This is a genomic window from Pseudomonas sp. TZ252, from assembly GCF_056110345.1.
In genome coordinates this window covers 5782535-5795473 of sequence record NZ_CM148566.1, presented here as the reverse complement: position 1 = coordinate 5795473, position 12939 = coordinate 5782535, and the positions used below count along the sequence as shown (strand labels likewise).

The window sequence follows — 12939 nt, the reverse complement described above, 5'->3', positions numbered from 1 at the left end:
GCGCCCGCTCCCGACCTGGCGATGCGCCTGTCGATGCAATGGAATGCCCTCTCCCTGGCGGCAAAGGGCCGGGAAGAGCGAGGCTTCAGCGGGTTTCGTTGAACAGCTCGCGGCCGATCAGCATGCGGCGGATCTCGCTGGTGCCGGCGCCGATCTCGTAGAGCTTGGCGTCGCGCAACAGGCGGCCGGTGGGAAACTCGTTGATGTAGCCGTTGCCGCCGAGGATCTGGATCGCGTCCAGGGCCATCTGGGTGGCGCGCTCGGCGCTGTAGAGGATCACCCCGGCGGCGTCCTTGCGGGTCGTCTCGCCGCGGTCGCAGGCGGCGGCCACGGCGTACAGGTAGGCGCGGCTGGCGTTGAGGGCGGTGTACATGTCGGCCACCTTGCCCTGGACCAGCTGGAATTCGCCGATGCTCTGGCCGAACTGGCGGCGGTCATGGATGTACGGCACCACCACGTCCATGCACGCCTGCATGATTCCCACCGGGCCGCCGGAAAGCACCACGCGCTCGTAGTCGAGGCCGCTCATCAGTACCTTGACCCCGCCGTTGACCGCGCCGAGGACGTTCTCCTCGGGTACCTCGACGTCCTGGAAGATCAGTTCGCAGGTGTTCGAGCCGCGCATGCCCAGCTTGTCCAGCTTCGGCCCGCGACTGAAGCCTTTCCAGTCGCGCTCGACGATGAACGCGGTGATCCCGTGCGCGCCCTTGTCCGCGTCGGTCTTGGCGTAGATCACATAGGTATGGGCATCGGGACCGTTGGTGATCCACATCTTGCTGCCGTTGAGAACGAAGCGGTCGCCGACCCGGTCCGCGCGCAGCTTCATCGAGACCACGTCGGAGCCGGCGTTGGGTTCGCTCATCGCCAGCGCACCGATGTGTTCGCCGGATACCAGGGCCGGCAGGTAGCGGGCCTTCTGTTCGGCGTTGCCGTTGCGCTTGATCTGGTTGACGCAGAGGTTGGAATGCGCGCCATAGGAGAGCGCCACCGAGGCCGAGGCCCGGCTGATCTCTTCCATGACCACGGCGTGGGCCAGGTAGCCCAGCGCCGAACCGCCGTACTCCTCGTCGACGGTGATGCCGAGCAGGCCCATCTCGCCGAACTTGCGCCACATGTCCATGGGGAACTGGTTGTCCTGGTCGATCTGCGCGGCGCGCGGCTGCAGTTCGGCGGCGACGAAGCCGCGCACCTGGTCGCGGAGCATGTCGATGGTTTCGCCGAGGGCGAAGTTGAGGCTGGGATAGGTCATGCTTTCACCTGTAATTGTGCTTGTCCGGTTTAAAGCTTTGAATGAGGTTTATGTTTCAACTGTCTGTTTGTTATAGCTTTTGATAAGCGCCGCTCGACAGCGCTCCTCGGCAGTATCCAGTTCCAGCTGCATCTGTTCGATGTCCAGCAACTGTTGTTCCAGCTGGGCGCGGCGCTCGGCGATCTTCTCCAGCATGGTGTTCAACTGCTTCTGGTTGCCGCTGCTCGGGTCCGGGTCGTAGAGCTCGATCAGTTCGCGGCATTCGGCGAGGGAAAAACCGATGCGCTTGCCGCGCAGGATCAGCTTCAGGCTGACCTTGTCGCGCGGCGAATAGATGCGTTCCTGGCCGCGTCGCTCGGGGGAGAGCAGGCCTTGCTCCTCGTAGAAGCGGATGGCGCGGGTGGTGATGTCCAGTTCGCGGGCGAGATCGGAGATGGTGTAGGTGGTGGACATACGCTGGCACCTGCTTGTTTACCTTTACGTTAACGTAAAGCTGCGCCGAAATCCTGTCAACGCCTGGAACGGAGGAAAAATGACAGCCGTGAAAGATGCTTGTCAGAAAGATTTAATCGGCGCCTCATGAAAGGGCGCGGATGGCTCTGTTCTGCTTCGCCGAACACTGTGTTTCTCGGAGGAGTCGTAACGATGAGTCGGCTGATGACCTACAGGACGCTGCTGGCTTGCCTGCTCGCCGCGTTGCTTGCGCTGCTGGTGGCGGGCCAGCAGCAGCGCGCGTTCGAGCGAATCTGGTTCAAGCTGGAGCAGCGCTACGGCGGCGATGTTGCGCGCGAGAACGCCCTGCGCCTGGCCGACTATCGGGTCGATATCGAAGCCCGCGTGCTGGGCGCGGAGTCCAACGTGTCGGCGCTGTCCTTCGACCCCAGCCGGCGCAGCCTGGTCAGCGTGACCAACCAGGACCCGCATTTCCTCGAGCTGTCGCTGGACGGCGAATTGCTGCGACGCATCCCCCTGCGCGGTTTCCAGGATCCGGAGGCTATCGAGTACATCCGGCCCGGCGTCTACGTGGTCGCCGAGGAGCGTCGCCAACGCCTGGTGGAGATCCATGTCGACGCCGACACCCGGGTGATCGACATCGACGATCCGCGCAACGCCCGGAAGTTCTCCCTGGGCAGTGCAAACAAGCGCAACAAGGGCTTCGAGGGGTTGGCCTACGACCCGCTGCGCGAGCGCCTGTTCGTGGCCCGGGAAAAGGCGCCGGTGGGCATCATCGAGGTAAACGGCTTCTTCAACGACCGCGGCGAGGCGCTCGACCTGAGCGTCGGCGGCGACCCGCAGCGCGATCGCGGGTTGTTCCTCACCGATCTGTCGAGCCTCTACTACGACAAGGCCAGCGATCACCTGCTGGTGCTTTCCGACGAGTCGCGGGTGGTCATCGAACTGGATCGCGCCGGGGATCCGCTCGGCAGCCTGACCCTGCGTGGCGGCAACCATGGCCTGACGGACGACGTGCCGCAGGCCGAAGGGTTGGCGATGGACGACCGGGGCAGCCTGTACGTGGTCAGCGAGCCGAACCTGTTCTACCGCTTCAGCCGAGCGCTGCCAGCGGCCGACTAGGGTGGGAAAAGGACGGCGGAATTCAGGCTTGCGCGCCGGATAGCGCCGGCGCGTAGCCGATCATCTGTCGCAGCAGCGGGTCGGTGAACTGCTGTTGCCAGTCGTCCAGCTTGCCCCGAAGGTCGGGGCCGTTGGCCGGAACGATGGGGGCCGCGCGCGGCTGGCGAGGCGTCGGCGAGCAGGCGCCGAGCAGCCCGACGCACAGTGCCAGGGTGGGGAGCGAGAGTTTCGCTAGGGGCATCAGGCTTGCTCCGTGGGGATCTGGGGCGAGTTGCCGGTGCGCGGCGCCTTGCGCAACCGGAACAGGCGCCCGACCACCAGGAAGAACAGCGGTACCAGGAACACCGCGAGTACCGTGGCGGTGACGATCCCGCCGAGCACCCCGGTGCCGATGGCGACCTGGGCGCCGGAACCGGCGCCGCTGGAGAGCGCCAGCGGGACCACGCCGAAACCGAACGCCAGCGAGGTCATGACGATCGGTCGCAGGCGCAGGCGCGCGGCCTCCAGGGTCGCCTGCAGCAGGCTCATGCCTTCCTGGTAATGGTCCTTGGCCACCTCGATGATGAGGATGGCGTTCTTCGCCGAGAGGCCGATGATGGTGATCAGGCCGACCTTGAAGTAGATGTCGTTGGGCAGACCGCGCAGGCTCACCCCGAGCAGTGCGCCGAGTACGCCCAGCGGCACCACCAGGATCACCGCCAGCGGGATCGACCAGCTTTCGTAGAGGGCGGCCAGGGCGAGGAACACGATCAACACCGAGAGGGCGAACAGCGCCGGCGCCTGGGCGCCGGACAGGCGTTCTTCGAAGGACTGGCCGGACCACTCGTGGGCGATGCCCTCGGGCAGGCCCTGCATCAATTCCTCCATCGCCTGCATGGCTTCGCCGCTGCTGTAGCCCGGCGCGGCCTGGCCCTCGAGGTTGAACGAGGGATAGCCGTTGTAGCGGGTCAGTTGCGGCGGGCCGAGGGTCCAGGCGGCCTTGGCGAACGTCGCCAGCGGCACCATCTCGCCCTGCTCGTTGCGCACGTGAAGCCGGCCGATGTCGTCGATGCCCAGGCGCTTGGCGCCGTCGGCCTGGACCACCACCTTGCGCACCTGGCTGCCGTGCATGAAGTCGCCGATGTAGTCCGAGCCGAACATCACCGCCAGGGTGGTGTTGATCTCGTCCATGCTCACGCCGAGGGTCTCCGCCTTGCGCCGGTCGATGTCCAGGCGGATCTGCGGCGCCTCGCCCTGGCCGGCGAACATCACGTTGGCCAGACGCGGGTCCTCGGCGGCGCGCGCCAGCAACTGGTCGCGGGCCTTGACCAGGGCCTCGTAGCCAACCCCGCCACGGTCCTGCAGGCGGAAGTCGAAGCCGCTGGTGGAACCCAGGTCCGGCAGCGGCGGCGAGTTCATCGCATACACCGTACGGTTGGGCAGGCCGGCGAAGCGCTGGTTGATGCGCTCGACGATGGCGCCGACGTGCTGGCTGGCCTCCCGGCGTTCCGACCAGTCCTTCAGGGTGGCGAAGATCATCGCCGAGCTGGTGCCGTCGCCGTACAGGCTGAAGCCGCCGACCGCATAGGCGTAGGCCACCGGTTCGTGCTCCGCCAGGTAGCGCTCGACGTCGCCGACGTTGGCCATGGTCTCCGCCATCGGCGTGCCTTCGGGCTGCATCACCATGATCATGAAGTCGCCCTGGTCCTCTTCCGGCAGGAACGCCTGCGGCAGGCGCACGAAGAGCAGGGCGACCACGCCGATGACCAGGGCGTAGACCAACATCCAGCGGATCGGCCGGGCGAGGATGCCGGCCACCGCGTTGCGGTAGCGTCCGGTCAGGCGCAGGAAGGCGCGGTTGAACCAGCCGAAGAAGCCGCGCTTCTCATGGTGGTCGGCGTCGATCGGGCGCAGCAGGGTGGCGCACAGGGCCGGGGTCAGCGACAGCGCGAGGAACGCCGAGAAGCCGATGGAGACCGCCAGGGTCACCGCGAACTGGCGGTAGATGTTGCCCACCGCGCCGCTGAAGAACGCCATCGGCACGAACACCGAGACCAGCACCACGGTGATGCCGACGATGGCCCCGCTGATCTGGCGCATCGCCTTGACCGTGGCGTCGTGCGGCGACAGGCCTTCCTCGGCCATCAGCCGCTCGACGTTCTCCACCACGATGATCGCGTCGTCCACCAGGATGCCGATCGCCAGGACCATGCCGAACATGGTCAGCACGTTGATCGAGAAGCCCAGGCCGAGCATCACCGTGAAGGTGCCGAGCAGGGCCACCGGCACCACCAGCGTCGGGATCAGGGTGGCGCGGAAGTTCTGCATGAACAGGTACATCACGGCGAACACCAGCAGCATCGCCTCGAGCAGGGTGCTGACCACCTTCCTGATCGAGATCTCGACGAACGCCGAGGTGTCATAGGGGATGTTGTAGCTCACGCCCTCCGGGAAGTAGCGCGACAGCTCGTCGAGGGTGGCGCGGATGCGCTTGGCGGTGGCCACCGCGTTGGAGCCGGGCGCCATCTTCACCGCCAGGCCGGTGGCGGTCATCTGGTTGACCCGCGAGACGAAGCCGTACTCGCTCTGGCCGAACTCGACGCGGGCCACGTCGCGCAGGCGGATCGCGCCGCCGTCGGCGCGGATGCGCAGCGGAATCTCGCCGAACTGCTCGGGCGTCACCAGGGTGTCGTCGACCTTCACCGTGGCGCTGATCGGCGCCGAGTCGGGGACCCCGAGGTTGCCGATGTCGCCCACGGTGAGGCGGGCGTTGTGCCGGCGCACGGCGTTGACCAGGTCGCTGGCGCTGAGGTTCATCGAGGTCAGCTTGGCCGGGTCGGGCCAGATGCGCATGGCGTACTCGGCGCCCCAGGTCTCGACCTTGCCCACGCCCTCCACCCGGCGCAGCGCCTGCAACACGTTGGACGAGGCGATCTCGCCCAGCTCCATGGCGTCGTAGCGGCCGCTGGAGGAGGTAAGGGTAACGATCAGCTGGATGCTGTCCGCCGCCTTCTCCACGTAGATGCCGTCGCGCCGCACCGATTCGGGCAGGCGCGACTCGACGATCTTCAGGCGGTTCTGCACTTCCACCGCGGCGAGGTCGGCGTTCACGCCCTGGCGGAAGGTCAGGGTCAGCGAGGCCTGGCCGGTGCTGCTGGTGGCCTTGGTGTAGAGCAGGCCGGGCGCGCCGTTCATCTCGCGCTCGATGATCGCGGTCACCGCTTCCTCGACCACCTTGGCCGAGGCGCCGGGATAGCTGGCGCTGACGTTGACCACCGGCGGCGCGATGTCCGGGTACTGGGCGACCGGCAGGAAGCGGATCGCCAGGACCCCGGCGAGCACGATCAGCAGGGAGATCACCCAGGCGAAGACCGGCCGGTCAATGAAGAAACGAGCCATTCGTAGCGTTCTCCGTCACTGGCCCGCCGGCGAGGCGGCCAGCGGTGAGGGGGCGTCGGCGCTGGCCGGCTGGCGGACCACCGCCTGGACGCTGGAGCCGGCGGCATGCTGGGCGGCGTTCTCGACGATCACCCGCTCGCCGCCCTTGAGCCCGCGGCTGATGATCCAGTCGCGGCCCTGCAGGGTGTCGGCGCGGACCTCCACGTCTTCCACCACGCCCTGTGGGTTGACCACCTTGACCACGGCGGACTGGGCGGTACGGATCAGCGCGTCGCGCGGGACGGTGATCGCCTGCGGGTTCACCGCGCGCTGCAGGCGCACCTGCACGTAGCCGCCGGGCAGCAATTCGCGATGCGGATTGCGGAACAGGGCACGCATGGCGATGGTGTCGGTGCCGGGGTCGACCGCCAGGTCGGAGAACAGCAGCTCGCCGGCCAGCGGGTACTCGCTGCCGTCGGCCAGGACCAGGCGCACGGCGATGTCCTTGTCGGCGACACCCTTCACCTGGCCTTCGCGGATCGCCCGCTGCATGGCGGCGACTTCGCCGGCCGGCTGGGAGAAGTTCACGTAGATCGGATCGATCTGCTCGACGCGGGTCAGCGGTGTCGGCGAGTCCTCGCCGACCAGCGCGCCTTCGGTGACCAGCGCGCGCCGCGCGCGGCCGTCGATCGGCGCGGTGACCGTGGCGTAGCCCAGGCGCAGGCGGGCCTGCTCCAGTTCGGCCTTGGCCGAGGCGATCTGCGCCAGGGCCTGGCGCGCGTCGGTCTGCGCTTCGGTGTACTCGCGTTCGCTGATGGCGCGGTCCTTGATCAGGTCGGCGTAGCGCTTGAGCTTGTCGGCCGCCGCCGCGTGGCTGGCCTCGGCCCGGGCCAGGGCGCCGCGGCTGATGTCCAGGGCCGCCTTCAAGGGCGCAGGGTCGATCTGGAACAGCACGGTGCCGGCGCGGACGTCCTGGCCTTCCTCGTACAGGCGACGGGTGACGATGCCGGCGACGCGCGCCCGCACTTCAGCCTGGCGGTACGCTTCCAGGCGTCCGGGCAGCTCGCTGGTGATGCCGATAGGCGCCGGCCTGGCGACGATCACGCCGACCTCGGCGGGGGCCTCCGCAGTCTTCCCGGCGTCCGCTGCTTCTTCGCAGCCCAGCAGGAATAGGGCGACCAGGGCCGCCAGCAGCCCGCGCAGCGAGCCGGTCCATTGGATGTGCATGGGTGTCCCTCGATTCGTTAACTCGCGAGCTTGCCCGGGAAAGGGCACCGCAACTCACGAGCGGCGCGACAGTAGCATATAATCAATCATGAGTGATTAATTAATTGGCGTTTCTGTAACATATCCTTATGATCTGCGGCGCCTTTCCCTTGTGAGGACGTTCAGTGGCCAGGAAAACCAAAGAGGAATCCCAGAAAACCCGCGACGGCATACTCGATGCCGCCGAGCGGGTTTTCCTGGAAAAGGGCGTGGGCACTACTGCCATGGCCGACCTGGCGGACGCCGCCGGGGTTTCTCGCGGTGCGGTCTACGGCCACTACAAGAACAAGATCGAGGTCTGCCTGGCGATGTGCGACCGCGCCTTCGGCCAGATCGAGGTACCCGACGAAAACGCCAGGGTGCCGGCGCTGGATATCCTCCTGCGCGCCGGCATGGGCTTTCTCCGCCAGTGCTGCGAGCCCGGTTCGGTGCAGCGGGTGCTGGAGATCCTCTACCTCAAGTGCGAACGCAGCGACGAGAACGAGCCGCTGTTGCGCCGCCGCGAGCTGCTCGAGAAGCAGGGGCAACGCTTCGGCCTCCGGCAGATCCGCCGGGCGGTGGAGCGCGGCGAACTGCCGGCGCGGCTGGACGTCGAGCTGGCCAGCATCTATCTGCAATCGCTCTGGGACGGCATCTGCGGCACCCTGGCCTGGACCGAGCGCCTGCGCGACGATCCCTGGAACCGCGCCGAACGCATGTTCCGCGCCGGCCTCGACAGCCTGCGCAGTTCTCCCTACCTGTTGCTGGCGGACGCCTGAGGGCGTCAATCGTCCGCCATCAGGTGCCTGCGCTGGTCCTCGGCGCCGGCGACCACCAGCCGCTGGGCGTCTTCCTCGCTGATGTGCAGGCGCTTGCCGTCGATGTAGAGCACCGACAGGCGCGCCTCGGCGTCGGTACCGATGCGCAGGCTGTCGACCGGCGCGCGATGCCGGCTGCCCTCGATCTCCACGCTGCAGACGCCTTGTTCCGAATCGATTTCGATGGACATGGGAGCCTCCTGTTTTTTCCGCCTACCTTGGGTGGACCCCGGGCATCCGCGCGGGTTCTGTCACGGTAGCTTCACGCCAGCGTCACGCGCCTGCCACCGCGCTTGGCTGCAATCGTCCGCAGAGAGAGGGCGAGGCCAGCGGAGGACGACGCCATGCGGCTATGCGTGATTGGTGCGGGCTATGTGGGACTGGTGACGGCGGCCTGTTTCGCCGAGATGGGCAACCAGGTGCGTTGCGTGGAGCGTGACCGCGAGCGGGTCGCGCGGCTGAGACGCGGCGAGATGCCGATCTACGAACCGGGCCTGGAAAGCATCCTGCGCGATCAGCTGGACGCCGCCCGCCTGACCTTCACCGCCAGCCTGGCGGAAGGCCTGGCCGACGCCGAAGTGGTGTTCATCGCCGTCGGCACGCCGTGCGGCGAGGACGGCTCGGCCGACCTCAGCCACGTGCTGGCGGTCGCCGAGCAACTTGGCGCGCAACTGCGCCAGGCCTGCATCGTGGTCAACAAGTCGACCGTGCCGGTGGGCACCGCCGAACGGGTCGAAGAGATCATCCGCCTGGGCCTGGCGCGCCGGCGCAAGCGCTTCCGGGTGGCGGTGGCGAGCAATCCGGAGTTCCTCAAGGAAGGCTCGGCGGTGGACGACTTCAGGCGCCCGGACCGGGTCATCATCGGCAGCGCCGAGACGCAGGCCGGGGAAACCCTGCGCCAGCTCTACGCGCCGTTCCTGCGCAATCACGAACGGGTCCTGCTGATGGGGCGCCGCGAGGCCGAGTTCAGCAAGTACGCGGCCAATGCCTTCCTCGCCACCAAGATTTCCTTCATGAACGAGATGGCCGGGCTGTGCGCCCTCACCGGCGTCGACATCGAGGACGTGCGCCGCGGCATGGGTAGCGACAAGCGCATCGGTACCCATTTCATCTACGCCGGCTGCGGCTACGGCGGCTCGTGCTTTCCCAAGGACGTCCGCGCGCTGATCCGCAGCGCCGAGCAGCAGGGCTACGACAGCCAGATACTGCGCGCGGTGGAAGCGCGCAACGCGCGGCAGAAGGAGCTGCTCTTCGAGACCCTCGGCGAGCTGTTCCAGGGACGCTGGCAAGGGCGCACGGTGGCGCTCTGGGGGCTGGCCTTCAAGCCGGGTACCGACGACCTGCGCGAGGCGCCGAGCCTGGTCCTGCTGGAGGCGCTGCTGCGCCACGGGGTGCGGGTCAGGGCCCATGATCCGGTGGCCAACGCCGGGGTCGCGGCACGCTATCCGGAAGCTGTGGCCTGCGCCCGATTGACGCTCCACGACTCGCCCTACGCCGCCGTCGAGGGCGCCGATGCCCTGGTGCTGGTGACCGAGTGGAAACAGTTCCGCCAGCCGGACTTCCAGAAAATCCGTGGATCCATGCGAACTCCCCTGTTGGTCGACGGTCGGAATCTCTACGCACCGGCGCGGATGGCGGAACTGGGCTTCATCTACCAGGGCATAGGACGTCCAAGGGCCGGGCATTGTAAGGCGAGCGCAGCCTGATTAGACTGCGCGCCATCCGCATACTTCGTCCATGTCGAAGGATTCTCATGATCAAGAAATGTCTTTTCCCGGCCGCCGGTTACGGCACTCGTTTCCTCCCGGCCACCAAGGCCATGCCCAAGGAAATGCTGCCGGTGGTGAACAAGCCGCTGATCCAGTACGCGGTGGAGGAGGCGCTGGAAGCCGGCCTTTCCGAGATCGGCATCGTCACCGGCCGCGGCAAGCGTTCGCTGGAAGACCACTTCGACATCAGCTACGAGCTGGAACACCAGATCCGCAACACCGACAAGGAAAAGTACCTGGTCGGCATCCGTCGGCTGATCGATGAGTGCACCTTCGCCTACACCCGCCAGGTGGAGATGAAGGGCCTCGGCCACGCCATCCTCACCGGTCGTCCGCTGATCGGCGACGAGCCGTTCGCCGTGGTCCTGGCCGACGACCTGTGCCTGAACCTCGAAGGCGACAGCGTGCTGAAGCAGATGGTCAAGCTGTACAACCAGTTCCGCTGCTCCATCGTGGCGATCCAGGAAGTGCCGCCGGAAGAGACCAACAAGTACGGCGTGATCGCCGGCGAGATGATCCGCGACGATATCTTCCGGGTGAACACCATGGTCGAGAAGCCGAAGCCGGAAGAGGCGCCGTCGAACCTGGCGATCATCGGCCGCTACATCCTGACCCCGGACATCTTCGACCTGATCGAGCAGACTGAACCGGGCAAGGGCGGCGAGATCCAGATCACCGATGCCCTGATGAAGCAGGCTCAGGACGGCTGCGTGCTGGCCTACAAGTTCAAGGGCAAGCGTTTCGACTGCGGCAGCGCCGAGGGCTACATCGAGGCGACCAACTTCTGCTACGAAAACCTCTACAAGACCGGCAAGGCTCACTGAGCCTCGCCGTTCCCGATGAAGAACGCCGCGTCCCCGATGGGGGCGCGGCGTTTTTCGTATGGGGCGAACGGCCATGGGGGTATCCGCCCTACCTGAGCTGTCGGCGGGCGTGGCGTTGTTGGCGTCGGGCGAATAACCCCGCCAGCCTGGCCCGGGCCACGCGGCGTCTCCGCGCCCGGTCAGGGAATCGGCAGTGCCTCGGAACCCGGCCCCAGCGGCTGGCCGTAGCTGAACTCCACATAGTTGCCCGCGGGATCGCGCAGGCCGCAGTAGTAGCCGACCGGATAGGGCTCGTCGCGCGGCGCCCAGACCAGGCAGCCGGCGGCCTCGGCGCGGCGCGCCAGATCGTCTACCGCGGCGCGGCTGGAGAGGGCGAAGCCGAAATGACTGTAATCGTCGCTGGCCAGGTTGCGCGGCTGGCCGCCGGGCATGATGACGAAGATGAAGCGTTGTTCCTGGCCGGGTTCGGCCATCCAGACGATCTGCGAGCCTTTGCCGGGGCGCCGGTGGATCACCCGCATGCCGCAGAAGGTTTCGTAGAAGGCGATGCAGGCGTCGAGGTCGGGGACGTGCAGCGCCAGGTGGGTGAGGGTGGGGGACATCGCGCTTACCTCCACGGACAAGCATAGCCCATCGCCTGCCAGGCCCTGTGCTGAGCCGTTTCGACAGGTTTCTGCGTCGATCCGGCGGGAGCCGACGCTGGTGAATGGGTTATGCTGGAACGCATCTGATCCAGGAGTAGGAACATGTCTTTCGATTTCGATCTGTTCGTCATCGGCGCCGGCTCAGGGGGCGTACGCGCCGCCCGCTTCGCCGCCGGCTTCGGTGCCCGTGTCGCGGTGGCGGAGAGTCGCTACCTGGGTGGCACCTGCGTCAACGTCGGCTGCGTGCCGAAGAAGCTGCTGGTCTATGGCGCGCATTTCAGCGAGGACTTCGAGCAGGCCCGGGCCTATGGCTGGAGCGCCGGCGAGGCGCAGTTCGACTGGGCGACCCTGATCGGCAACAAGAACCGCGAGATCCAGCGGCTCAACGGGATCTACCGCAACCTGCTGGTGAACAGCGGGGTGACCTTGCTCGAAGGTCACGCCCGTCTGCTCGATGCGCACAGCGTCGAGGTGGACGGCCAGCGCTTCAGCGCCAAGCACATTCTCGTTGCCACCGGTGGCTGGCCGCAGGTGCCGGACATTCCCGGCAAGGAACACGCGATCACCTCCAACGAAGCGTTCTTCCTCGAGCGCCTGCCGCGCCGCGTGCTGGTGGTCGGCGGCGGCTACATCGCCGTCGAGTTCGCCTCGATCTTCAACGGGCTCGGCGCCGAGACCACCTTGCTCTACCGTCGCGACCTGTTCCTGCGCGGCTTCGACCGCAGCGTCCGCGAGCATCTGCGCGACGAATTGGGCAAGAAGGGCCTGGACCTGCAGTTCAACAGCGACATCGCCCGTATCGACAAACAGGCCGATGGCAGCCTGGCCGCGACCCTCAAGGACGGCCGGGTGCTGGAGGCGGACTGCGTGTTCTACGCCACCGGGCGGCGGCCGATGCTGGACGACCTGGGCCTGGAAAACACAGCTGTGAAGCTGACCGACAAGGGCTTCATCGCGGTCGACGAGCACTACCAGACCAGCGAGCCGTCGATCCTCGCCCTCGGTGACGTGATCGGTCGCGTCCAGTTGACCCCCGTGGCGCTGGCCGAGGGCATGGCGGTGGCACGGCGATTGTTCAAGCCGGAGGAGTATCGCCCGGTGGACTACAAGTTGATTCCCACCGCGGTGTTCAGCCTGCCCAACATCGGCACCGTCGGCCTGACCGAGGAGGAGGCGCTGAGCGCCGGGCACAAGGTGAAGATCTTCGAGAGCCGCTTCCGGCCGATGAAGCTGACCCTTACCGACGACCAGGAAAAGACCCTGATGAAGCTGGTCGTGGATGCCCACGACGACAGGGTGCTGGGCTGCCACATGGTCGGCGCCGAGGCCGGCGAGATCCTCCAGGGTATCGCGGTGGCGATGAAGGCCGGGGCGACCAAGCAGGCGTTCGACGAGACCATCGGCATCCACCCGACCGCGGCGGAAGAGTTCGTCACCCTGCGCACGCCGACGCGCTGA

The 12939-nt window shown here is 66.9% G+C and carries 12 protein-coding genes; 5 read left to right on the top strand and 7 right to left on the bottom strand.

All coding sequences use genetic code 11. The features are described from left to right. Positions 1-85 precede the first annotated feature (85 nt). Entirely contained in the window at positions 86-1249 is a 1164-nt protein-coding gene (gene liuA, locus ACYAF3_RS26725; protein WP_003100385.1) for an isovaleryl-CoA dehydrogenase, read from the bottom strand. Between the two features lie 48 nt (positions 1250-1297). Further along, positions 1298-1702 (bottom strand): liu genes transcriptional regulator LiuR, encoded by a 405-nt coding sequence (liuR, locus tag ACYAF3_RS26720; protein WP_023109174.1) that lies wholly within the window; start codon positions 1700-1702, stop codon positions 1298-1300. Positions 1703-1894: 192 nt separating this feature from the next. Here liuR and ACYAF3_RS26715 point away from each other — a divergent pair, with 192 nt between their 5' ends. After that, positions 1895-2824: an SdiA-regulated domain-containing protein gene (locus ACYAF3_RS26715; protein ID WP_003088602.1), complete on the top strand. Its 930-nt coding sequence runs from the start codon at positions 1895-1897 to the stop codon at positions 2822-2824. A gap of 22 nt (positions 2825-2846) precedes the next feature. On the opposite strand, the gene ACYAF3_RS26710 is transcribed toward ACYAF3_RS26715, so the two are convergent. The 3 genes from ACYAF3_RS26710 to mexX are packed head-to-tail and all read right to left on the bottom strand — an operon-like array spanning position 2847 to position 7408. Beyond that, complete coding sequence (locus tag ACYAF3_RS26710) at positions 2847-3065, bottom strand: hypothetical protein (protein WP_003100379.1); 219 nt, start codon at positions 3063-3065, stop codon at positions 2847-2849. After that, complete coding sequence (gene mexY, locus ACYAF3_RS26705) at positions 3065-6202, bottom strand: multidrug efflux RND transporter permease subunit MexY (RefSeq protein ID WP_003144329.1); 3138 nt, start codon at positions 6200-6202, stop codon at positions 3065-3067. The genes ACYAF3_RS26710 and mexY overlap by 1 nt, the downstream gene beginning before the upstream one ends. Positions 6203-6217: 15 nt before the next feature. Next, a complete protein-coding gene (mexX, locus tag ACYAF3_RS26700; protein WP_003118551.1) occupies positions 6218-7408 on the bottom strand; it encodes a multidrug efflux RND transporter periplasmic adaptor subunit MexX in 1191 nt (396 codons plus the stop codon). 164 nt (positions 7409-7572) lie between these two features. Here mexX and mexZ point away from each other — a divergent pair, with 164 nt between their 5' ends. Next, complete coding sequence (gene mexZ, locus ACYAF3_RS26695) at positions 7573-8205, top strand: efflux pump transcriptional repressor MexZ (protein WP_003088626.1); 633 nt, start codon at positions 7573-7575, stop codon at positions 8203-8205. 5 nt (positions 8206-8210) lie between these two features. Here mexZ and ACYAF3_RS26690 read toward each other — a convergent pair whose 3' ends face one another. Further along, entirely contained in the window at positions 8211-8435 is a 225-nt protein-coding gene (locus ACYAF3_RS26690; protein ID WP_003100372.1) for a DUF3203 family protein, read from the bottom strand. A 153-nt stretch (positions 8436-8588) separates the two neighbouring features. Here ACYAF3_RS26690 and ACYAF3_RS26685 point away from each other — a divergent pair, with 153 nt between their 5' ends. Further along, on the top strand, positions 8589-9950 hold the full coding sequence (locus ACYAF3_RS26685) for a UDP-glucose 6-dehydrogenase (protein ID WP_003113510.1): 1362 nt from the start codon (positions 8589-8591) through the stop codon (positions 9948-9950). Between the two features lie 47 nt (positions 9951-9997). Then, the gene (gene galU, locus ACYAF3_RS26680; RefSeq protein ID WP_003088639.1) at positions 9998-10837 is read left to right on the top strand and encodes a UTP--glucose-1-phosphate uridylyltransferase GalU; all 840 of its coding nucleotides are present in this window, start codon (positions 9998-10000) and stop codon (positions 10835-10837) included. A 179-nt stretch (positions 10838-11016) separates the two neighbouring features. On the opposite strand, the gene ACYAF3_RS26675 is transcribed toward galU, so the two are convergent. Next, complete coding sequence (locus ACYAF3_RS26675) at positions 11017-11439, bottom strand: VOC family protein (RefSeq protein WP_003100368.1); 423 nt, start codon at positions 11437-11439, stop codon at positions 11017-11019. A 144-nt stretch (positions 11440-11583) separates the two neighbouring features. Between ACYAF3_RS26675 and gorA the strand changes: the two genes are divergently transcribed. Continuing rightward, positions 11584-12939 (top strand): glutathione-disulfide reductase, encoded by a 1356-nt coding sequence (gene gorA, locus ACYAF3_RS26670; RefSeq protein ID WP_003100366.1) that lies wholly within the window; start codon positions 11584-11586, stop codon positions 12937-12939.